Genomic DNA, 20,666 nt, shown 5'->3' on the forward strand with positions numbered 1-20,666 from the left:
ATTACCTTCATGCACTCAGGCGACTATACATTCCTGCCATAGATCGCATCGGCACGCTTTTCAAATGCTTCCGTGAATTTTCGGAAGGCGATATCGAACATGGATCCCATGACGAAACCGAGCGTCCGGCTCTTGAATTCGTAGTCGATGTAGAATTTGACGACGGAATGTTCGGGGTTTTCCGCCGGAATGAACTGCCAGCGGTTGTCGAGGTAGCGGAACGGTCCGTCAATATATTTGGTGAGGATCACCTTTTCCTGCGGTTTGAGGAGAACCTGGCTTGTGAACGTCTCACGGATGAGCTTGTAACCCACCGTCATGTCGGCAATGAGCAGGGTCTTGCCGTGGCTTTCCTTGCGTGAGCGCACCTTGAGGCTCTCGCACATGGGCAGAAACTGCGGATAGGTCTCCACGTCCGCGACGAGATCGAACATCTCCTCGGCGCGATGGACGACAGGACGGCTCGTCTCGAATTTCGGCATCAGCTGCGATTTGCGTGCATCGCCTCGCGTGCAGCCCTCAATCGTGCAAAATCTTCGCCGGCATGATGCGACGAGCGGGTCAATGGGCTCGATGCAACAACGAGAAAACCCTTGGTCTTCGCGATCGTGGCATAGGACTTGAATTCGTCCGGCGTCACATAATTCAGCACCGGATGGTGCTTGCGCGTCGGCTGAAGATACTGGCCAATCGTCATGAAATCGACGTCGGCGCTGCGCAGGTCGTCCATAAGCTGCAGGACCTCGTTACGCTCCTCGCCAAGCCCGACCATGATGCCCGACTTGGTGAAGATGGTCGGGTCGAGTTCCTTGACCCGTTGCAACAGCCGGATGGAGTGGAAATAACGCGCACCCGGCCGAACCTTCAGATAATTGGACGGCACGGTTTCGAGGTTGTGGTTGAACACATCGGGACGGGCAGCGACAACGATCTCGAGCGCTCCCTCCTTGCGCAGGAAATCGGGCGTGAGGATTTCGATGGTCGTTCCAGGCGAAATGCGGCGGATCGCATGGATCACGTCGGCAAAATGCTGGGCGCCGCCGTCCGGCAGATCGTCACGATCCACCGACGTGATGACGACGTGAGAAAGCCCCATCTTCTTGACTGCCTTGCCCACGTTCTCGGGTTCGTGCACATCGAGCGCGGTCGGCAGGCCCGTGGCGACATTGCAGAACGCGCAGGCGCGGGTGCAGATCTCGCCCATGATCATGAACGTCGCGTGTTTCTTGTCCCAGCATTCGCCGATGTTCGGGCAGCCGGCTTCTTCGCAAACCGTAACCAGGTTGTGCGAGCGAACAATATCGCGCGTCTCCGAATATCCCTTCGACACGGGCGCCTTGACCCTGATCCAGTCGGGCTTTTTCAAAACCTCCGAATCCGGGCGATGCGCTTTCTCCGGGTGGCGAAGGCGCCGCTTCTGGTCGATCGTGTCGAGTACCGTTACCATTTTGTCTTCCTAGTTCGCGGTCCTGGCCTTGCCAAAAATCCACAGAATGAGAATTGCCCCGACGGTGGCGACGATCAGATTTCCCAGAAATCCGTAGAACTGGAAATTCAGAAGGCTGGCCAGCGTGCCGCCGACGAAAGAACCGGCAATACCGACAAGAATGTTGGTGAGCAATCCGTGATCGCGGTTCATCGCCTTTTCGGCGATATAACCGGCAATGAAGCCGATGACCAGCATTCCAAAGAACCCTACACCGGGCATGCCCATGATACCGACTGGCTGATCCATATTCTTCTCCCGCTAGCGCCCGGATGCGATGGCAACGGCGCGCAGCACCAGAGCCCATATAGCACCGAAAAGAAACCCGCCCAAGCCGCACGCAAGCGTGACAACCCAGACACCAGTCCACCCGCCGATTGCCGTTCCACTCACCGATATGGTGTTACCCGACAAAAGACTCAAGGCAGACGGCACGAAGCCGACCAGCAGGCCGATAATGGTCGACCATTTGAGGACCGCCCATGCGAGACTGGTCCAGTGCCTGCTGTCGCTGATGTTCAATCGCTCATCGTTCCTTTAGGCGTTCAGCACACGACCATAGGCGTCGAGTACACTTTCCTTCATCATCTCGGAGAGAGTCGGATGCGGGAATATGGTGTGCATCAGCTCTTCTTCCGTGGTCTCGAGGTTCATGGCGATGACGAAGCCCTGAATGAGTTCCGTCACCTCCGCGCCGACCATGTGGGCGCCGATCAGCTGGCCGGTCTTCTTGTCGAAGATCGTCTTCACCAACCCCTGGTCTTCGCCGAGCGCTATCGCCTTGCCGTTCGCGGCGAACTGGAAACGTCCAACGCGGATTTCGCGCCCGCCTTCCTTGGCTTTCGCTTCCGTCAGCCCCACCGACGCCACTTGCGGCTGGCAGTAAGTGCAGCCCGGGATCTTGTCCTTCTCGAGCGCATGGACGCCCGGAACATTGGCGATCTTCTCGACGCAGATAACGCCCTCGTGCTCGGCCTTGTGCGCGAGCATGGGCGGGCCGGCAACATCGCCGATCGCATAAACACCGGGTACATTGGTCTTGCCGTAGCCGTCGGTTACGATGCAGCCGCGATCCGTCTTGATGCCAAGCGCCTCCAAGCCGAGATTCTCGATGTTACCCTGGACACCAACGGCGGAAATCAGCCGTTCAGCTGTGATCTTCTCGACCTTGCCGTCCTTGGTTTCGACATGGGCGGTGATGGAATTGGCTGCCTTTTCGACCTTGGTCACCTTGGCATCGGTGATGATCTTCATGCCCTGCTTTTCGAACTGCTTGCGGGCGAAGGCGGAGATCTCGGCATCCTCGACCGGCATGACGGTCGGCAGAAGCTCGACCACAGTCACGTCCGCGCCCATGGTCCGGTAGAACGAGGCGAACTCGATCCCGATGGCTCCAGATCCCATAACGACCAGGGATTTCGGCATTTCCGGCGGCACCATGGCTTCGAAATAGGTCCAGATCAGCTTGCCGTCCGGCTCGATGCCGGGCAATGCACGCGGGCGTGCGCCGGTGGCAATTATGATGTGCTTAGCCGAATAAGTACCTTCGCCAAGCGTGTTCTTGGGCACCGGATTCTGCGGCTCCATAGGCTTCTTCGAAGACTTTGAGACCACGATTTCGCCGGGCTTTGAGAGTTTCGCTTCGCCCCAGATCACGTCCACCTTGTTCTTCTTCATCAGGAAGCCGACGCCGCCGTTAAGACGCGCAGAGACGCCGCGCGAACGCTGAACGACGGCCTTGATGTCGGCCGAGATCTTGCCTTCGATCGTCAGCCCATAATCCTTGGGATGCTGGCCGTAGTGGAGAATCTCCGCCGAGCGCAGCAGAGCCTTGGTCGGTATGCATCCCCAATTCAGGCAGATGCCGCCAAGATGCTCGCGCTCGACGATGGCGGTTTTGAATCCGAGCTGCGCGGAGCGGATCGCGGTGACATAGCCGCCGGGGCCAGAACCAATGATGATCACGTCGTAATTATTGGCCAAGACCTTGGTCCTCCTGGATTAGAGATCGAGTATGTCTCGAACGATGGGAGCGACGGCTTTTCCGATCGCCCTAGTGTTTTCGGCATCAAGATGAATGCCATCAATGCTCGACGTTGCGGCGACCGAGCCGGCATCGAAGAACGCGCAACGGGCAAATTCCGCCGCGTCACGGTAGAATTCCGCAAGCAGGTGCGACTGTTCAGCACCGCCCTCGAAGATCAGCGTGAATTCGCTCCATTCGTTGGCACCGAACGGTGGCGGCGACATGATTAGAACAGCCGGCGCCTTGGTGTCGAACTGATAGGGCGTCGTGCGAACGATCTCGATCAGCCGCTGCATCCCCCGCTTGGCGCCGTAGGCGTTGCGGCAGAGTATATGCTTCATGTCGTTGGTGCCGAGCATGATGATGACCAGATCGAGCGGAAAATGCGTGCCAAGCGCCGTCGTCAGCGTCTTCGCCGCGTTGCGTTCAAAACCCGAAAGGTGATCGTCGAACGCCGTCGTTCGCCCGTTCAGGCCATCGCTGATCACGTGCACAGCTTCGCCAAGTTCAGCCTGCAAGACCTCCGGCCACCGGTCCTTGCGTGCATGGCGACCCGAGCCGTCGGGGCGATAGCCCCAGGTCAACGAATCGCCATAGCAGAGGACGGTTTTCATCGCGTTGCTCAGACCAGCATGCCCATCGGATTTTCGATGTGCCGCTTGAAGGCTTGTGCGAGTTCGGCTCCAAGCGCACCGTCAACCGCGCGATGGTCGGTAGACAAGGTCACCGACATGATCGTCGCGATCTTGATTTCGCCCTTGCGAACGACCGCCCGCTCCTCGCCCGCTCCAACCGCAAGAATGGTTGCGTGCGGCGGGTTGATGATCGCGGCGAAATCCTTGACGCCGAACATGCCGAGATTGGACACCGCCGTGGTGCCGCCCTGATATTCTTCGGGCTTCAGCTTGCGGTCGCGGGCGCGCTTGGCGAGATCCTTCATTTCGTTGGAAATCGTCGAGAGCGTCTTCTGCTCGGCCTTGCGAATGATCGGGGTGATCAGCCCGCCCGGGATCGACACGGCAACGCCAACGTCGGAATGCTTGTGCTTGACCATGTTCGCGTCGGTCCACGAAACATTCGCTTCGGGAACGTCGCGCAGCGCCAACGCCATGGCCTTGATGATCATATCATTGACCGAAAGCTTGTAGGCGGGAACGTCGCCCTTTTCGGTCTTGATCATCGGCGAAGCCGTGTTGATCTGCGCACGAAGCGCAAGCAGCGCGTCGAGTTCGCAGTCGATGGTCAGGTAGAAATGCGGGACCGTCGTCTTGGCCTCGAGCAGGCGTTTGGCAATGGTCTTGCGCATGCCGTCATGCGGCACGAGCTCGTAAGAGCCTTGCTCGAAGAGCTTGAGCACGGCATCGTCGGACATTGGCTTGGCCGCTGCTGGTGCCGGGGCTGCAGCGGAAGCCGGAGCCGCCGCCGAGGGCTTGGCGCCGCCGCCCGAGATGGCAGCTTCCACGTCCTTCTTGACCACACGCCCATGCGGGCCGGAGCCGGTGACGCCGGACAGATCGATGCCTGCTTCCTTGGCGATGCGCCGTGCAAGCGGCGACGAGAAGGGCCGGTCACCCGACTTGGCAGGTGCACCAGATGCGGCAGGTGCGGCTGATGCGGCAGGCGCTGCGGCCGGTGCAGGAGCGGCGTCCACCTTTGGAGCAGGCGCGGCCTCCGGCTTCTTCTCTTCCTTTGGCGCTTCCGCCTTGGGCGCTGCACCATCGGCCTTTGCGGCTGCGGCGGCGTCCTCGCCCTCACCCGCAAGGATGGCGATGAGCGCATTGACCTTTACGCCTTCGGTACCGGCGGGAACGACGATCTTGGCGACTGTACCCTCATCGACCGCCTCGACTTCCATCGTCGCCTTGTCGGTCTCGATCTCGGCGATGACATCGCCGGGACCAACCTTGTCGCCTTCCTTGACGAGCCATTTGGCGAGGTTGCCCTCTTCCATCGTGGGAGAGAGCGCCGGCATGGTGATATTGATCGGCATATCGGTTTCCTCCCCTTAAGCCGTGTAGGTCACAGCTTTGACGGCATCGATGATTTCCTTGACGCTTGGCAGCGCCAGCTTTTCAAGGTTTGCCGCATAGGGCATGGGCACGTCCTTGCCGGCGACGGTGAGAACTGGCGCATCGAGATAGTCGAAGGCCTGCTGCATGACGCGTGTGGCAATTTCCGTGCCGACGGAGGATTGCGGATAGCCTTCCTCGATCGTGACGCAACGCCCGGTCTTCTTCACCGATTCGATTACCGTCGGCATATCCATCGGGCGGATCGTGCGCAGATCGATGATCTCGGCGTCGATGCCGAGCTTGGCAAGTTCCTCGGCGGCCTTGACGGTGTAGTTCATGCCGATGCCGAACGAGACGAGCGTAACGTCATTGCCCTTCTTGTGAATGCGGGCCTTGCCGATCGGCAGGACGAAATCGTCAAGCTTGGGCACGTCGAACGAATGGCCGTAGAGGATCTCGTTCTCCAGGAAAATCACCGGATTGGGATCGCGGATCGCCGCCTTGAGCAGACCCTTGGCGTCTGCGGCCGTATAGGGCATCACGACCTTGAGGCCCGGAATGTGGCTGTACCACGCGGCGTAGCACTGCGAGTGCTGGGCAGCGACACGGGCGGCGGCGCCGCTCGGTCCGCGAAAAACCATCGGCGCACCCATCTGGCCGCCCGACATATAGAGCGTCTTTGCCGCCGAATTGATGATCTGGTCGATCGCCTGCATGGCGAAGTTGAAGGTCATGAATTCGACGATCGGACGAAGCCCGGTCATTGCCGCGCCAACGCCTACGCCGGCAAAGCCATGCTCGGTGATCGGCGTGTCAACAACGCGGCGCGGGCCGAATTCGTCGAGCAGGCCCTGGGTGATCTTGTAGGCGCCCTGGTATTCGGCAACTTCCTCACCCATGATGAAGACATTCGGGTCGCGGCGCATTTCTTCAGCCATCGCGTCGCGCAATGCTTCGCGCACCGTGGTCGAAACCATTTCGGTGCCGGCCGGAATGTCGGGGTCGGCCGCAACTTCGGACTTGGGAGCAGCAGGAACCGAGGCGGGAGCCTGTTCAGCCGCTGCCTCTGCCTTTGGAGCTTCGGCTGCTTGCGGCGCCTCCGGCGCGGCCTTCGGCGCGCTGGCGGTATCGGCGCTCTCGCCATCGCCCAGCAACACGGCGATGACAGAGTTGACCTTTACGTTGTCGGTGCCTTCCGGAACGACGATCTTGCCGATCGTGCCTTCATCGACGGCCTCGACTTCCATCGTCGCCTTGTCGGTCTCGATCTCGGCAAGCACATCACCGGAAGTGACCTTGTCGCCTTCCTTTTTCAACCACTTGGATAGTTTGCCCTCTTCCATTGTCGGCGAGAGCGCGGGCATAAGAATATCTACAGGCATTGGTCGCGCCTCCCCTTAGAGCAGAATATCGGTGTAAAGCTCGGACGGATCCGGCTCTGGATCGGACTGTGCGAAATCGGCGGCGTCGGCCACGATGTCGCGAACGTCCTTGTCGATCTTCTTCAGATCGTCCTCGCTGGACCAGTTATTGCCGATCAACCGGTTCTTCACCTGCTCGATTGGATCGTGCTCGGAGCGCATCTTCTGCACTTCGTCCTTCGACCGGTATTTTGCCGGATCCGACATGGAGTGGCCGCGATACCGGTAGGTCTGCATCTCGAGAATGATCGGGCCCTTGCCCGAACGCGCGAAGGCCGCTGCTTCCTCGGCAGCCGCGTTGACGGCGCGCACATCCATGCCGTCGACTTGGATGCCCGGAATATTGAACGAAACACCGCGCTTGGAGAAATCCGTTTCAGCCGAGGCGCGCGATACGGCGGTGCCCATGGCGTAGCGATTGTTCTCGATGATATAGATAACAGGCAGCTTCCACAGCGAGGCCATGTTGAAGCTTTCATAGACCTGGCCCTGGTTGGCCGCACCGTCGCCGAAATAGGCGAGTGAGACATTGCCATTGTCGCGATAGCGATTGGCGAAGGCGAGACCCGTACCCAGCGAAACCTGGGCGCCGACGATGCCGTGGCCGCCGTAGAAATGTTTCTCCTTGGAAAACATATGCATCGAGCCGCCCTTGCCCTTGGAAAGGCCGCCGCGCCGTCCGGTCAATTCGGCCATGACACCGCGGGCACTCATGCCGCAAGCAAGCATATGGCCGTGATCGCGGTAACCGGTGATGACCTGGTCACCTTCCTTCAGGGCCATCTGCATGCCCGTGACAACAGCCTCCTGGCCGATGTACAGGTGACAGAAACCGCCGATGAAGCCCATGCCATAAAGCTGACCGGCCTTTTCCTCGAAACGGCGGATCAGCAGCATCTGGCGATAGGCTTCGAGTTCTTGCTCCTTGGTGAACTGGATGGGTTTTGGTGCTTTAACAGCAGAGGTCTGCGCAGAACGCGCAGGGCTTTTTTTCGCCCTCGTAGCCATATCTCACTCCCTGTGACTTGGTCGCAAGAGAATAGCAGCAGGGGCAGAAGTTACAATATGCAGAATTGAATAAGTGCTATGCAAATAAGCTGTTAAAAATACAGCATAAAACGGCTATTAACTAGAAATCAGTTAATAGCCAAATCGCCGGAGCCACGCATTATGGTGACTTCGTCCGGGCGGGACATGTTCAATGCCTTGCGAGCCTGTTCGTCCAACATATCCTTCTCAATCGTGCCATCATGCATAAGTTGGACCTGTCGTTCAAGCTCCGTGCGCGAAGCGGTCACCGCCTCCAGTTGAGCTTGCAGGAGCTTGGTCTGCTCCTGCAGCTTGATGGTCGAATAGAGACCGTATTCACCGTGGTAGGCGTGAAATCCGAAATAGCTGAAGAATAGCGCTGACAGGAACGGAACGATCAACCGTCCCCGTCGCGTTTTTCGTCTTTGTTTTGTCCACATGGAAGCCGGCCCGAATGCTGCGGAATCAGGCGACAATGCCCAATCTCTGGCAATCAATAAGACGATGTTTTGCTTAACAGGGTCTTACCGCCAGTCTTTAAAAGCAAAATGGCGGACACAAGGTCCGCCATTTTTTGTTGCCTTGCCAGTTTGCTGTCAGGCGTTGCGGAAGATGCCGCGGCCGGCATAGCGCGCCTGCGGTCCGAGTTCTTCCTCGATGCGGATGAGCTGGTTGTATTTCGCGACCCGATCGGAGCGTGCCAGCGAACCGGTCTTGATCTGTCCGCAGTTGGTGGCGACAGCAAGATCGGCAATTGTCGAGTCTTCGGTTTCGCCGGAACGGTGCGACATGACGGAGGTGTAGCCCGCGCGGTGCGCCGTATCGACCGCATCGAATGTCTCGGACAGAGTGCCGATCTGGTTGACCTTGACGAGGATCGAGTTGGCGACACCCATCTTGATGCCATCACGCAGACGTGCCGAGTTGGTCACAAACAGGTCGTCGCCGACGAGCTGGCACTTGTTGCCGACGAGGTCGGTCAGATATTTCCAGCCCTCCCAGTCATCCTCGGCCATGCCATCTTCGATCGTGATGATCGGATAGTCGCCGACGAGCTTGGCGAGATACTTCGCCTGTGTTTTCGGATCGCGCGACTTTTTCTCGCCTTCGTAAACGTAGTTGCCGTCCTTGAAGAATTCGGTCGAAGCGCAATCCAGACCGATGGCGATTTCCTCGCCCGGCTTGTAGCCGGCCTTCTCGATCGATTCGACGATGAAGTCGAGCGCGGCCTGGGCCGTCTTGAGATTGGGCGCAAAGCCGCCTTCATCACCGACATTGGTGTTGTGGCCGGCATCCTTCAGGCGCTTCTTCAGCGTGTGGAACACTTCCGAACCATAGCGCACGGCTTCGGCGAGCGACGATGCTCCGACCGGCAGGATCATGAACTCCTGGAAGTCGATCGGATTGTCGGCATGGGCGCCGCCGTTGATGATGTTCATCATCGGCACGGGAAGCACATGAGCCGACGGGCCGCCGAGATAACGGTAGAGCGGCAGGCCGGATGCCTCCGCCGCGGCTTTGGCGACGGCAAGCGAGACGCCGAGGATGGCATTGGCGCCAAGACGGCTCTTGTTCGGCGTGCCGTCCAGATCGATCATGGTCTGGTCGATGTGGATCTGGTTCTCTGCCTCGAGACCGCCGATAGCGTCGAAGAGTTCGCCGTTGACCGCATCCACGGCCTTCTGGACGCCCTTGCCGAGATAGCGACTGCCACCATCGCGCAGTTCCACTGCTTCGTGCGCCCCGGTGGAAGCGCCGGAGGGAACGGCTGCACGACCCTTGGACCCGTCTTCGAGAATGACATCGACTTCAACAGTCGGATTTCCGCGACTATCCAGAATTTCGCGGCCAATGATATCTACAATTGCAGTCATGGAATTCCCTTTCAATGAGCTCAGAGCAGCGTTGGGCTGGGCCACTGATAGCGAATGAAGATGACAAGGAAAATCCCCAGCGGGACGAAATGTCGCCTAAAAAGACAAAAGGGCCGCCGGTGGCGACCCTTTCGCGCTGGCCTCAGGGCGAATTACGCCGCCCTGTCGACCTTGTAATAAGAAAATGCGTTGTCGCGAACGCGGCGACCGTCGTTCTCGGAGAGTTCCGAAATGGTGTGCGCCGGAGCCTGCGTCAACTGTTCCTTGGTAAATGGGACAACATAGCCGCCGGTGCTTTCGTCGTAGTTCAGGAGTTTCCACGGAACGGCATGGTATTTTTCACCCATTCCCAAGAACCCTCCAAAACCGATGACCGCAAACATGATGCCATCGGACGTCTTGTCCAGCATCACATCTTCGATCTCGCCGATCTTGTCGTTGGCTTCGTTATAGACGTTCGTGCCAATCACACGGGTGGCGCGAATTGCTGTAGTATGTCCGGATTTGGTCGGCATATTTCTTCCTCCTTGTTTGAAGCTGCCATGGAGGAGTAATGAGCAACCCCGCGTGAGGGTTGCATAAAAAGTTAATTTCTCGGGACGGAACTTCCGCTTCTACCTATGCCCTTTTGGCAATGCGATCGAATTCAAGCAGTGTTTCGAGAAGTCTCGGCATCTGGTTGATCGGCACCATATTGGGGCCGTCCGAGGGCGCGTTATCCGGATCCTGATGGGTCTCGATGAAGACACCGGCGACGCCAACGGCCACTGCGGCACGCGCCAGCGTCTCTACAAATTCGCGCTGGCCACCTGTAGATCCGCCTTGCCCGCCCGGCTGCTGCACCGAGTGCGTGGCATCGAATATGACGGGAGCGCCGAGACCGGCCATGATTGGCAACGAGCGCATGTCGGAGACAAGCGTGTTATAGCCAAAGGAAACGCCACGCTCGGTCAGCATGACGTTGGGATTTCCGCTCTCGGTAACCTTTGCCGCGACATTCTTCATGTCCCATGGGGCCAGAAACTGGCCCTTCTTTATGTTGACGACCTTGCCGGTCTTTGCGGCCGCGATCAAAAGATCGGTCTGGCGGCAAAGAAAGGCCGGTATCTGCAGAACGTCCACCACTTCACCGAGGATCGCGCATTGCTCTTCGGTGTGCACGTCGGTCAATGTCGGCAGGCCGAACTCCTTACGGATGTCGGCAAAGACCGGCAGGGAGTTTTCGAGGCCAAAACCACGCTTGCCGGTCAGCGACGTGCGGTTGGCCTTGTCGAAGCTCGACTTGTAAACAAGGCCGATACCGAGCTTGCCTGTGATCTCCTTGAGGGTCCCCGCCATGTCGAAAGCATGCTGGCGGCTCTCCATCTGGCACGGGCCGGCAATGAGTGAAAACTGCGACGCGTTCGAAAACGCCACATTGCCAGCTTTAACGGTCGAGTTCGGGGTCATCAGACTGCCTCAAATGCGATGGCGGCGCCCTGCCCTGGTGCCTTGTGCACGATCAGGCGAGAGCCGCGCGGTTCGAAGGGTATATCGTTGCTGCGAAGGAGCGATTCAACGGCGACGAGATCGCGAACGCCAACGACGAAGGTCTGAAGGCGCAAGCCGCGCCCGGCGCCCGGTGCTTCAAGGCCGAAGAACGAATGCAATCCTTGCGGCGAGAGCACGCTGACGTTGGCATTTGCAGCGGCCAAATCCATGCCGAACGAGTGCGCATTGACGTCGCGCTGGTTGACGACTTCCTGCAGGAGATACTGGAAATCGGTCGGATTTACCTCAGAAAGGATTACCTCGCGCAGGCTGACGGCACCGTTCGCATGGGCCTGCAACTGGCTGCGATCGGCATTTGGCGTATTCACGCGCTCGCAGGTGAAGAAAAACGCATCCGGCGCACGCAGGTCCGCGGCAAATGCCAACCTGAAGCTTGCCCTGTCCTCCTTGCCGTCCGGGGTAACGAACGGGCGTGAGAAGTTCAGGACTGCGCCTGCGGATATGCCAGCCTCCACGAAAGCCAAGTGATCGCTCTCTGCGTTCCTCGTTCCCATGACGAGGGCCGAAAAGCCTTCATTGCCACAACGGAATCGATAGGCTTGATCGCGCGCAACAAAGACGTTGCCTGCCCTGGCCTCGGCCTCACAGACTTCCCGCTGGCCGATGGCAAGGAATTCGAGAAACGTATCGTCGCCCAGGAAAACGCAGACATTCTCCGTCCCGAACGGGTGTTTGCCGACCGGAGCCACGGTAAAGCCGAGCTTGCCCAGGCGAGCGCGCGCCACATCGAGATCCGCAGTCGGCAGCACGAGGTGGTCGACCGGATGGGGCGTGCGCGGCGACTGCGTTGTCATGGTGATGGGTATGCCTCAAAGCAATGCAACGTCATACCCCTCCACCGGTCAAACCAGCCGGCTTTGAGCCATGGCAGCGTTGATGAACGACGCAAACAGTGGGTGTGGCTCGAAGGGGCGCGACTTCAATTCCGGATGGTACTGGACGCCGATAAACCAGGGATGATCGGCATATTCGATCGTCTCCGGCAGGACACCATCCGGCGACATGCCGGAGAACACCAGACCGCAATCCTCAAGCTTCTGCTTGTAGTCGATATTGACCTCGTAGCGATGGCGATGGCGCTCGGAAATATCGGTCGAACCGTAAATGTCGGCGATGCGCGTGCCGGATTTCAACAGCGCTTCATAGGCGCCGAGGCGCATCGTACCGCCCAGATCGCCGGCCTTCGTGCGTTTCTCGAGCATATTGCCCTTCAGCCACTCGGTCATCAGACCGACAACCGGCTCCTTGGTCGGGCCGAATTCGGTGGACGACGCATGTTCGACGCCGGCCAATGACCGCGCAGCTTCCAGCACAGCCATCTGCATGCCGAAGCAGATGCCGAAATAAGGCACCTTCCGTTCGCGTGCGAATTTTGCCGCGAGGATCTTGCCTTCCGAACCGCGCTCGCCGAAACCGCCGGGAACGAGAATGCCGTGAACCTTCTGCAGATAGGGCGCCGGATCTTCCTGTTCGAAAATCTCGGATTCGATCCAGTCGAGATTCACCTTCACCTTGTTGGCCATGCCGCCATGGTGCAGTGCCTCGATCAGCGATTTGTAAGCGTCCTTGAGGCCCGTATACTTGCCGACGATGGCAATGGTGACTTCGCCTTCCGGATTGTGAATGCGCTGGCTGACTTCGTCCCAGCGCTCCATCCGCGGTTTCGGGGCAGGATCGATACCAAAGGCCGCCAGCACCTCGGAATCGAGGCCTTCCTTGTGATAGGCCATCGGCACGTCATAAATGGTCTCGACATCGAGCGCCTGAATAACCGCCGAAGCGCGGACATTACAGAACAATGACAGCTTGCGACGCTCGGATTCGGGAATTTCCCGGTCAGCGCGGATAAGCAGGATGTCGGGCGCAATGCCGATCGAGCGCAACTCCTTGACCGAATGCTGCGTAGGCTTGGTCTTGAGTTCACCGGCAGCCGGGATATAGGGCATCAGCGTCAAGTGGATATAGACAGCCGAACCGCGCGGCAGATCGTTGCCAAGCTGGCGGATCGCTTCGAGGAACGGCATGGCTTCAATATCGCCTACCGTGCCGCCGATCTCGCAAAGCACGAAATCATAGTCTTCATTGCCTTCGACAACAAAATTTTTGATCTCGTCGGTGACATGCGGAATTACCTGAACCGTCGCGCCGAGATAATCGCCGCGGCGTTCCTTTTCGATGATGTTGCGATAGATCCGTCCGGTGGTGATGTTGTCCTGCTTGTTGGCAGGACGCCCGGTAAACCGCTCATAATGACCAAGATCAAGGTCGGTCTCCGCGCCATCGTCGGTTACGAACACTTCGCCGTGCTGATAAGGCGACATCGTACCGGGGTCGACGTTGAGATAAGGGTCGAGCTTGCGGATCCGCACACGGTATCCACGAGCCTGCAGAAGCGCCGCCAAAGCGGCAGCAGCGATGCCTTTTCCGAGGGAAGAAACCACGCCGCCAGTGATGAAAACATATCGGGCCATGGGCTTATCTCGTTAGTCCTTTGCGAGTGATTTGGCCACAAAAAAATTGGCGGGCCTGCCAATTTTCCCGTTCCAAAGATTGTTTATTCCAAACAAAACGGCCAGACGCGAGGTCTGGCCGTTTCCGTGAGTTAGATAAAAGTCTTTACAGCACGATAACTTGAGTGCCGACGCTCACGCGGTTGTAGAGGTCGATGACATGATCGTTGACCATGCGGAAACAGCCGTTCGAAGCCGAACTTCCGATGGTCCAGGGCTGTATCGTGCCATGGATTCGCACATGCGTATCGCGGCCGCCCTGCGACAGGTAGAGGGCGCGTGCACCAAGCGGGTTGCCGGGGCCGCCATCCATGCCATTCTCATACTTGGCATAGTGGGCCGGCTCGCGTTCGATCATTTCCTTGGTCGGGATCCAGCGCGGCCACTCGCGCTTGGTCTGGATCTGGGCGGTGCCCTTGAATTCCAGACCTTCCTTGCCGACAGCGATGCCATAGCGGCGCGCCGTAAACGGCGATTCGATCAGGTAGAGGAACTTGTCCTTCGGATCGATGACGATCGTGCCGGTCTTGTAGCCGGTAAAGGGCACATCCTGCGGCATGTACTTGGGATCGATGCCGTATTTGTTCTTTGCCTTGCCCGTGGCGGGCTTGCGCACTTCAGCGACTTCAATCGGCGCTGCAGCACCAGCGGCATCTGGATTTACGACAGCTTCCGGCGCGACCGGTTGCGGCGCATCGCCGGTAAACGGATTGAGGATCCGCTTCAGAAATGGTTCGGCCGATGCCGGGCCGGTCAAGGCCAGGACTGACATGCCAATGAGTAAGGAGCGACGTGAAAGCATATTTGAAATCCCGCGTAGATTGCACAACGCCATCACGGCGTTTGCGAGGCCCCCGAGGCCAACTTTTATGGCGATAACCGAAGACCGGCTTCTTCTCAATGCAAATCGCTGTGAAGAACTACGTCCGACGATTCTTCACACACAACGGTTGCGGAAGCGCAACACTTTATTGCGCTCGCCGCGAAAGACGTTCAAACGGTGCCCGATTACTGCGAATTCGGGACCGGGTTTGCCGGCTGTGCCGGAGCAGGTGCAGCCGGGGCTGTATTAGCCGGAGCCGGCGATTCGGGCGTTACCGGCGCAGTCGCTCCGGGAGCAGCGGGCGCATCCGTCGGCGCCGTTGCGGGCTTCGACGAAGGACCGCCCAGCTGGTTGAGGATACCGCCGCTCGTCGGCGGCTGCTGGCCCTGCTGGCCGGCCGGCTGCGTGCCCGTCGTCTGTGGAATACGGTTCAGAATGTCGGTCGGGTTTTCGCCGTAGCGCGCCATGATGCCGAGCGCCAGCGAAGTGATGAAGAACCCCGCTGCGAGAATTGCCGTCGCCCGGGTCAGGGCATTGGCAGCGCCGCGCGCTGTCATGAAACCCGAGCCGCCACCGATCCCGAGACCGCCGCCTTCCGAGCGTTGCATAAGCACGACACCGACAAGGGCAAGTACAATCAGAAGATGAATGACGATAACGACGGTTTGCATGGGGTATTTTCTGCTTTCTAGAAATCGGACGCGGCTCTTTACACCGTATCCTTCAATAAACCAAGCCCGTCCACAGACAGATTTCCTGGTTCAATAGCATGTCCGAGCCGATCAGAGGGCGTGATATGCCTCACAGATGGCGAGGAAGTCCACCGCTTTCAAGCTTGCGCCGCCGACCAAAGCGCCGTCGACATTGTCGATGCCCAGCAATTCGACTGCGTTTGAGGGCTTGACCGACCCGCCATAAAGGATCCGCATCTTCGTTCCGTCCTTGCCAAAGCGCTTGGCAAGAGCCGCGCGGATCGAGCCGTGTACGTCTTTGACGTCGTCGGGCGTGGGTGTCAGTCCGGTACCGATGGCCCATACGGGTTCATAGGCAATAATCGTATTGTCGGACCGCGCGTCTGCCGGAATCGACCCTGCGAGCTGCGTCGCTATGATTTCGAGCGTCGAACCCGCGCGGCGCTGCGCTTCGGTTTCACCGATACAGATGATGGTCGTCAGGCCGGCTTCCCAGCCCGCCTTTGCCTTGGCATTGACGATCTCGTCGGTCTCCGCGTGATCTGTGCGGCGTTCGGAATGTCCGACAATGACATGGGTCGCGCCGGCATCAAGCAACATATTCGCTGCGATATCGCCGGTATGCGCGCCGGATTTCTTGAAATGACAGTCCTGGCCGCCAATCGCCAGCGCCTCGCCTTCTACCAGCTGGGCTGCCCGGAAGACGAGCGTAGCCGGCACACAGATCAGCGCGTCGATCTTCTCGCCTATGGCGGAATTCGGCCTGTTGACAATCGTACGCAGTTCGTCGAGCGACTCTGCCGTACCGTTCATTTTCCAGTTTCCAGCAACGAGCGGACGCACATCAGGGGTCATTGGGTGTTCCTTGGACGTTTGTTTGGTCGATTTTCTCAGTGATTTGATTGCCTGACTAGCAAATTCAATTGATAAAGCAATCGACACATGCCCTGCATCACGCTATTCCCGCGTGGATTAAATTATGCTTCTTGACTGACACGGTGATTTTTCATGCTCGACTCTCTCCGCAATGTTGCACAGACCTGGGTGGTCAAGGTGCTCATGGGCCTTCTCGTCATCAGCTTTGCCGGATGGGGTGTATCCAATACGATCCTTGGTGCAATCGGGGGCGGCGCGGCAATCCGCGCAGGCCATTCCGAGGTCTCTCCGGTAGACTACCGCCTCGCCTATGACCGCCAGCTTGCTGCGCTCTCGCAGCAGTTCGGGCAGAGGCTGACGCGCGAACAGGCTGACGCCATCGGCATAGGGCACCAGGTCCAGGGACAGCTCGTTGCAGGCGTCGTTCTCGACGAACAGGCACGCACCATGTCCCTCGGCCTCTCCAAGGACCGCCTCGCCCAGCTTGCGGCAGAAGATCCTGCCTTCCATGGCCCTGATGGTCGGTTCAACCAGGCGCAGTTCAATGCCGTGTTGCGCAATGCCGGCATGAACCCGCAGAGCTACCTCGACAATCGCGCCCAGGTCGCGCGCCGCCAACAGATCGTCGAGGCCGTCGCCGACGGCATCAAGGCGCCCGATGCGCTGCTGAAGGCCCTCGCCATGTACAAGGGGGAATCGCGCACCATCGACTATGTCGCCATGCCGGCCGACTTCATCAAGGACGTCGCCGATCCGAGCGATGACGTGCTGAAGACCTATTTCGAAGCGAACAAGGAAGCCTATGGCGCACCGCAGTATCGCAAGATCACCTATGTAAAGCTCGAGCCGAAGGACATCGCCAACGCGGCAACCGTCGCGCCCGAAGAAATCAAGGCGGAATACGACAAGAACATTGCCCGCTACACCACCCCGGAAACCCGGACGATCGAACAGCTTACCTTCGCCAATGAGGAAGCGGCAAAGGCGGCGCACGACAAGATCGCAGCCGGAACGAGCTTTGAGGACGTGGTAAAAACGGAAGGCAAGACCATGGATGACGTGCGGCTCGGGACGTTCCCGAAGCCAGCCCTCCCCGACCGCTCGATCGCGGATGCCATCTTTGCGCTGCAGCCAAATGGCATCAGCGACGTGCTCAAGGGCACTTTCGGACCGGTGATCGTTCGCGTTACCGCGTCGACGCCGGAGGTCATCAAGCCGCTTTCGGAAGTCGAAAACGACATTCGTGAGAACCTCGCTCTCGCCCAGGCGGCATCGACCATCGGCGACGTGCACGACGCCTACGAGAATGCGCGCGCCGACGGGCAGAGCATGGCGGAGGCCGCAGCCAAGGAAAATCTCAAGGTCGTCACCATCGATGCGGTCGACCAGGCTGGTCGGGGCATGGACGAAAAGCAGCTCGCCGATCTTCCCTTCGACGAAAACCAGCTTGCGGCTGTCTTCCAGGCCGATGTCGGCTTCGACAACGAACCGTTCAATCTCGGCACCAATGGCTATCTCTGGTATGACGTGACCAGCGTAACGCCCGCGCGCGAGCGCCCGCTAGACGAGGTGGAGGCCCGCGTCATCGCCAACTGGAAGAAAGCGGAAATCGAAAAGCAGCTCAATGCCAAGGCGGAAGAGCTACGCAAGCGCGTCGCCGATGGCACTTCGCTGGATGTGATTGCGTCCGAGTTCAAGTTCACCAAGGACACCAAGCGTGGCATCACGCGCGAAAGCAAGGATGCGGATCTCGGTCAAGGTGGCGTTGCCTCGGTATTCGACGGCCCGGAACGCGTGGTCGGCGTGACGGAATCGGCGACCGATGGCTCGAAGCTGATCTTCAAGGTGACGGAATCGATCGAGCCGGCAAATGTCGGACCAGATGCGATCACCACGGTCGAGAAGAATGCCATCGGCAATCGTCTTGCCGATGATCTGCTCGACCAACTGGTTTCGCAGTTGCAGACTGTCTATCCTGTTTCCGTCAACCAGTCCGTCATCGACAGGGCCCTGGCCCGCTGAGCCGCGAGAAAGAGAATGGCTGAACTAAAGCGCTTCATCGGCATTGCGGCAGCAGGCAGGGCTCTTACCCGCGAGGAAGCGGTCGAGGCCTTCGATATCATGATGTCCGGACAGGCAACGCCGGCGCAGATTGGTGGCCTGTTGATGGCGCTGCGTGTGCGCGGCGAAAATATCGACGAGATCACCGGCGCCGTTTCTGCCATGCGCTCGAAAATGCTGACGGTGACTGCACCGGCTAACGCCATCGATATCGTCGGAACGGGCGGCGATCAGTCGGGCTCCTATAATGTGTCGACTTGCGCCGCCTTCGTTACCGCCGGTGCTGGCGTTCCTGTTGCCAAGCATGGCAATCGGGCGCTGTCCTCGCGTTCCGGCGCTGCCGACACCCTCGCGGCGCTCGGCATCAATATCGAGATCGGGCCGGAACTGATCAGCGATTGCATCGAGCAGGCAGGTATCGGCTTCATGTTTGCGCCGATGCATCATCCGGCCATGAAACATGTCGGGCCGGCGCGCGTCGAACTTGGCACACGGACGGTTTTCAACCTGCTTGGGCCATTGACGAATCCCGCCGGCGTCAAGCGCCAGCTCGTCGGCGTGTTTTCCCCGGAATGGGTCGAGCCGGTCGCGCATGTGCTCAAGGCGCTCGGATCTGAATCCGTCTGGGTCGTCCACGGGGATGGACTTGACGAAATAACCACTGCAGGGGTCACGAAAGTCGCCGCGCTGGAAAACGGCGTCATTCGCCAATTCGAGATTGATCCGGAGTCCTTCGGTCTGCGTCTCGTCGATCCCCAGGATCTGAAGGGCGGCTCTGCGGATGAAAACGCCGTATCCTTGCTCTCCGTCCTCGATGGCGCCCATGGTGCGTACCGCGATATTACGCTGTTCAATGCCGGCGCGGCGCTGGTGATTGCCGGCGCGGTGCCGGATCTGAAAGCCGGCATTGCCATTGCTGGCCAATCGATCGACAGCGGCGCGGCACGAAATGTGCTAAAGAAGCTGGTTCACGTATCCAATAACGGGGCGATCTGACCATGGCTGATATTCTTCGCAAGATCGAGGCCTATAAGCGCGAAGAGATCGCGGCCGCCAAGGCGCGGACACCGCTCGATGAACTGCAGGCGCGGGCGCGCGACGAGGATGCGCCACGTGGCTTCCTTGCTGCTCTGCGCAAAAAGCGCGATGCGGGCCAATTCGGCCTAATTGCCGAAATCAAGAAGGCGAGCCCTTCCAAGGGGCTGATCCGGCCGGATTTCGATCCACCCGCGCTCGCCAAGGCCTATGAAGAAGGCGGCGCCGCCTGTCTCTCCGTTCTCACGGACCAGCCATCCTTTCAGGGTGCACCGGAATATCTGGTCGCAGCGCGCGCCGCTACCAGACTGCCTGCACTGCGCAAGGATTTCCTGTTCGACACCTATCAGGTGTACGAGGCGCGCAGCTGGGGCGCGGATTGCATCCTCATCATCATGGCAAGTGTTTCCGACGATCTCGCCAAGGCGCTTGAGGAAACGGCGCTGGCGCTCGGCATGGACGTACTGGTTGAGGTTCACGACGAGGCCGAGATGGAACGGGCGCTGAAACTCACCTCCCCACTCCTTGGCATCAATAACCGCGACCTGCGTACGTTCGACGTCGACATTGCCACTTCCGAGCGACTGGCCGGTATGGTTCCAGCGGACAAGCTGCTTGTCAGCGAGAGCGGGATCTTTACGCATGCGGATTGCGAGCGGCTTTCCCGCTCCAACATCGGAACGTTCCTCGTCGGTGAAAGCCTGATGCGAAAGGACGATGTCGCGGCGGCGACGCGGCTCCTCCTGAACGGCGCGGCTTCGCAACAGAACGACACGGCATGACCAGGCTTAGCCATCTCGACGAAACGGGCGCGGCCCATATGGTCGATGTGGGCGACAAAGGCGAAACCGAACGCGTGGCTACTGCTGAAGGTTGCGTCAAAATGCTGCCTGAGACATTGGCGCTTATCCGAGCTGGCAATGCCGCCAAGGGCGATGTGATCGGCACGGCGCGCATCGCCGGGATCATGGCGGCGAAGAAGACGCATGACCTCATTCCGCTCTGTCATCCGTTGCTTCTGAGCAAGATCACGGTCGATATTGAGGCGGATGAAGCGTTGCCCGGCCTAAGAGTCTCTGCAACGGTAAAGCTCGTGGGCAAGACCGGCGTTGAAATGGAGGCGCTGACAGCGGTCTCTGTTGCCTGCCTCACAATATACGACATGGCGAAGGCCGCCGACAAAGCCATGATTATTCAGGATATTCGGCTGTTGCGGAAGACCGGCGGCAAGTCCGGCGACTGGTCGGCCGATCCAATCAACGGGAACTGA

At 59.1% G+C, this 20,666-nt stretch carries 22 protein-coding genes; 4 read left to right on the forward strand and 18 right to left on the reverse strand.

The genetic code is table 11. The features are described from left to right. Positions 1-23: 23 nt before the first annotated feature. The 18 genes from GF108_RS07560 to tpiA all read right to left on the reverse strand — a co-directional run bounded on the left by GF108_RS07560 (position 24) and on the right by tpiA (position 16,279). Positions 24-482, reverse strand: a complete 459-nt coding sequence (locus tag GF108_RS07560) for a type II toxin-antitoxin system RatA family toxin (protein ID WP_027233309.1) — start codon at positions 480-482, stop codon at positions 24-26. Then, positions 482-1,447, reverse strand: a complete 966-nt coding sequence (gene lipA, locus GF108_RS07565) for a lipoyl synthase (protein WP_027233310.1) — start codon at positions 1,445-1,447, stop codon at positions 482-484. Before lipA ends, GF108_RS07560 begins: the two co-directional genes overlap by 1 nt. Before the next feature lie 9 nt (positions 1,448-1,456). Next, a complete protein-coding gene (locus tag GF108_RS07570; protein ID WP_027233311.1) occupies positions 1,457-1,735 on the reverse strand; it encodes a GlsB/YeaQ/YmgE family stress response membrane protein in 279 nt (92 codons plus the stop codon). A gap of 12 nt (positions 1,736-1,747) precedes the next feature. Further along, entirely contained in the window at positions 1,748-2,008 is a 261-nt protein-coding gene (locus GF108_RS07575) for a hypothetical protein (RefSeq protein ID WP_153667494.1), read from the reverse strand. A gap of 15 nt (positions 2,009-2,023) precedes the next feature. Further along, the gene (gene lpdA / locus GF108_RS07580) at positions 2,024-3,469 is read right to left on the reverse strand and encodes a dihydrolipoyl dehydrogenase (protein ID WP_153667495.1); all 1,446 of its coding nucleotides are present in this window, start codon (positions 3,467-3,469) and stop codon (positions 2,024-2,026) included. A gap of 18 nt (positions 3,470-3,487) precedes the next feature. Next, positions 3,488-4,126, reverse strand: coding sequence for an SGNH/GDSL hydrolase family protein (locus tag GF108_RS07585; protein WP_153667496.1), 639 nt, complete (start codon positions 4,124-4,126; stop codon positions 3,488-3,490). Positions 4,127-4,134: 8 nt separating this feature from the next. Beyond that, positions 4,135-5,502 (reverse strand): pyruvate dehydrogenase complex dihydrolipoamide acetyltransferase, encoded by a 1,368-nt coding sequence (locus tag GF108_RS07590; RefSeq protein WP_153667497.1) that lies wholly within the window; start codon positions 5,500-5,502, stop codon positions 4,135-4,137. Positions 5,503-5,517: 15 nt separating this feature from the next. Then, complete coding sequence (locus GF108_RS07595; protein WP_153667498.1) at positions 5,518-6,906, reverse strand: pyruvate dehydrogenase complex E1 component subunit beta; 1,389 nt, start codon at positions 6,904-6,906, stop codon at positions 5,518-5,520. A gap of 15 nt (positions 6,907-6,921) precedes the next feature. Beyond that, the gene (pdhA, locus tag GF108_RS07600; protein WP_027233317.1) at positions 6,922-7,953 is read right to left on the reverse strand and encodes a pyruvate dehydrogenase (acetyl-transferring) E1 component subunit alpha; all 1,032 of its coding nucleotides are present in this window, start codon (positions 7,951-7,953) and stop codon (positions 6,922-6,924) included. A gap of 128 nt (positions 7,954-8,081) precedes the next feature. After that, the gene (locus GF108_RS07605; RefSeq protein WP_027233318.1) at positions 8,082-8,414 is read right to left on the reverse strand and encodes a septum formation initiator family protein; all 333 of its coding nucleotides are present in this window, start codon (positions 8,412-8,414) and stop codon (positions 8,082-8,084) included. A gap of 156 nt (positions 8,415-8,570) precedes the next feature. Next, positions 8,571-9,848, reverse strand: a complete 1,278-nt coding sequence (gene eno, locus GF108_RS07610) for a phosphopyruvate hydratase (protein ID WP_027233319.1) — start codon at positions 9,846-9,848, stop codon at positions 8,571-8,573. A 152-nt stretch (positions 9,849-10,000) separates the two neighbouring features. Then, positions 10,001-10,363, reverse strand: coding sequence for a PRC-barrel domain-containing protein (locus tag GF108_RS07615; RefSeq protein WP_153667499.1), 363 nt, complete (start codon positions 10,361-10,363; stop codon positions 10,001-10,003). A gap of 103 nt (positions 10,364-10,466) precedes the next feature. Then, the gene (kdsA, locus tag GF108_RS07620; protein WP_153667500.1) at positions 10,467-11,300 is read right to left on the reverse strand and encodes a 3-deoxy-8-phosphooctulonate synthase; all 834 of its coding nucleotides are present in this window, start codon (positions 11,298-11,300) and stop codon (positions 10,467-10,469) included. Further along, on the reverse strand, positions 11,297-12,193 hold the full coding sequence (locus GF108_RS07625; RefSeq protein WP_153667501.1) for a VOC family protein: 897 nt from the start codon (positions 12,191-12,193) through the stop codon (positions 11,297-11,299). Before GF108_RS07625 ends, kdsA begins: the two co-directional genes overlap by 4 nt. Before the next feature lie 48 nt (positions 12,194-12,241). After that, positions 12,242-13,870, reverse strand: coding sequence for a CTP synthase (locus GF108_RS07630; RefSeq protein WP_027233323.1), 1,629 nt, complete (start codon positions 13,868-13,870; stop codon positions 12,242-12,244). A 145-nt stretch (positions 13,871-14,015) separates the two neighbouring features. Beyond that, positions 14,016-14,711 (reverse strand): L,D-transpeptidase, encoded by a 696-nt coding sequence (locus GF108_RS07635; RefSeq protein ID WP_153667502.1) that lies wholly within the window; start codon positions 14,709-14,711, stop codon positions 14,016-14,018. Positions 14,712-14,917: 206 nt separating this feature from the next. Next, positions 14,918-15,403, reverse strand: a complete 486-nt coding sequence (gene secG / locus GF108_RS07640) for a preprotein translocase subunit SecG (protein WP_027233325.1) — start codon at positions 15,401-15,403, stop codon at positions 14,918-14,920. 111 nt (positions 15,404-15,514) lie between these two features. Continuing rightward, a complete protein-coding gene (tpiA, locus tag GF108_RS07645) occupies positions 15,515-16,279 on the reverse strand; it encodes a triose-phosphate isomerase (protein ID WP_153667503.1) in 765 nt (254 codons plus the stop codon). 153 nt (positions 16,280-16,432) lie between these two features. On the opposite strand from tpiA, the gene GF108_RS07650 reads away from it, so the two are divergent. The 4 genes from GF108_RS07650 to moaC are packed head-to-tail and all read left to right on the forward strand — an operon-like array spanning position 16,433 to position 20,666. Further along, on the forward strand, positions 16,433-18,322 hold the full coding sequence (locus GF108_RS07650; RefSeq protein WP_153667504.1) for a SurA N-terminal domain-containing protein: 1,890 nt from the start codon (positions 16,433-16,435) through the stop codon (positions 18,320-18,322). A gap of 15 nt (positions 18,323-18,337) precedes the next feature. After that, the gene (trpD, locus tag GF108_RS07655) at positions 18,338-19,357 is read left to right on the forward strand and encodes an anthranilate phosphoribosyltransferase (protein ID WP_153667505.1); all 1,020 of its coding nucleotides are present in this window, start codon (positions 18,338-18,340) and stop codon (positions 19,355-19,357) included. Positions 19,358-19,359: 2 nt separating this feature from the next. Continuing rightward, positions 19,360-20,178: an indole-3-glycerol phosphate synthase TrpC gene (trpC, locus tag GF108_RS07660; protein WP_153667506.1), complete on the forward strand. Its 819-nt coding sequence runs from the start codon at positions 19,360-19,362 to the stop codon at positions 20,176-20,178. After that, positions 20,175-20,666 (forward strand): cyclic pyranopterin monophosphate synthase MoaC, encoded by a 492-nt coding sequence (gene moaC / locus GF108_RS07665; RefSeq protein ID WP_153667507.1) that lies wholly within the window; start codon positions 20,175-20,177, stop codon positions 20,664-20,666. The genes trpC and moaC overlap by 4 nt, the downstream gene beginning before the upstream one ends.

Source organism: Phyllobacterium sp. SYP-B3895 (assembly GCF_009647635.1).
In the GTDB taxonomy this organism is placed as follows: domain Bacteria; phylum Pseudomonadota; class Alphaproteobacteria; order Rhizobiales; family Rhizobiaceae; genus Phyllobacterium; species Phyllobacterium pellucidum.

Bases quoted from the DNA above. Each gene is read 5' to 3' on its own strand.
- GF108_RS07560 (WP_027233309.1), bottom strand. From the start codon at position 482: ATGCCGAAATTCGAGACGAGCCGTCCTGTCGTCCATCGCGCCGAGGAG.
- lipA (WP_027233310.1), bottom strand. From the start codon at position 1,447: ATGGTAACGGTACTCGACACGATCGACCAGAAGCGGCGCCTTCGCCAC.
- GF108_RS07570 (WP_027233311.1), bottom strand. From the start codon at position 1,735: ATGGATCAGCCAGTCGGTATCATGGGCATGCCCGGTGTAGGGTTCTTT.
- GF108_RS07585 (WP_153667496.1), bottom strand. From the start codon at position 4,126: ATGAAAACCGTCCTCTGCTATGGCGATTCGTTGACCTGGGGCTATCGC.
- GF108_RS07590 (WP_153667497.1), bottom strand. From the start codon at position 5,502: ATGCCGATCAATATCACCATGCCGGCGCTCTCTCCCACGATGGAAGAG.
- GF108_RS07595 (WP_153667498.1), bottom strand. From the start codon at position 6,906: ATGCCTGTAGATATTCTTATGCCCGCGCTCTCGCCGACAATGGAAGAG.
- pdhA (WP_027233317.1), bottom strand. From the start codon at position 7,953: ATGGCTACGAGGGCGAAAAAAAGCCCTGCGCGTTCTGCGCAGACCTCT.
- GF108_RS07605 (WP_027233318.1), bottom strand. From the start codon at position 8,414: ATGTGGACAAAACAAAGACGAAAAACGCGACGGGGACGGTTGATCGTT.
- eno (WP_027233319.1), bottom strand. From the start codon at position 9,848: ATGACTGCAATTGTAGATATCATTGGCCGCGAAATTCTGGATAGTCGC.
- GF108_RS07615 (WP_153667499.1), bottom strand. From the start codon at position 10,363: ATGCCGACCAAATCCGGACATACTACAGCAATTCGCGCCACCCGTGTG.
- GF108_RS07625 (WP_153667501.1), bottom strand. From the start codon at position 12,193: ATGACAACGCAGTCGCCGCGCACGCCCCATCCGGTCGACCACCTCGTG.
- GF108_RS07630 (WP_027233323.1), bottom strand. From the start codon at position 13,870: ATGGCCCGATATGTTTTCATCACTGGCGGCGTGGTTTCTTCCCTCGGA.
- GF108_RS07635 (WP_153667502.1), bottom strand. From the start codon at position 14,711: ATGCTTTCACGTCGCTCCTTACTCATTGGCATGTCAGTCCTGGCCTTG.
- secG (WP_027233325.1), bottom strand. From the start codon at position 15,403: ATGCAAACCGTCGTTATCGTCATTCATCTTCTGATTGTACTTGCCCTT.
- tpiA (WP_153667503.1), bottom strand. From the start codon at position 16,279: ATGACCCCTGATGTGCGTCCGCTCGTTGCTGGAAACTGGAAAATGAAC.
- GF108_RS07650 (WP_153667504.1), top strand. From the start codon at position 16,433: ATGCTCGACTCTCTCCGCAATGTTGCACAGACCTGGGTGGTCAAGGTG.
- trpD (WP_153667505.1), top strand. From the start codon at position 18,338: ATGGCTGAACTAAAGCGCTTCATCGGCATTGCGGCAGCAGGCAGGGCT.
- trpC (WP_153667506.1), top strand. From the start codon at position 19,360: ATGGCTGATATTCTTCGCAAGATCGAGGCCTATAAGCGCGAAGAGATC.
- moaC (WP_153667507.1), top strand. From the start codon at position 20,175: ATGACCAGGCTTAGCCATCTCGACGAAACGGGCGCGGCCCATATGGTC.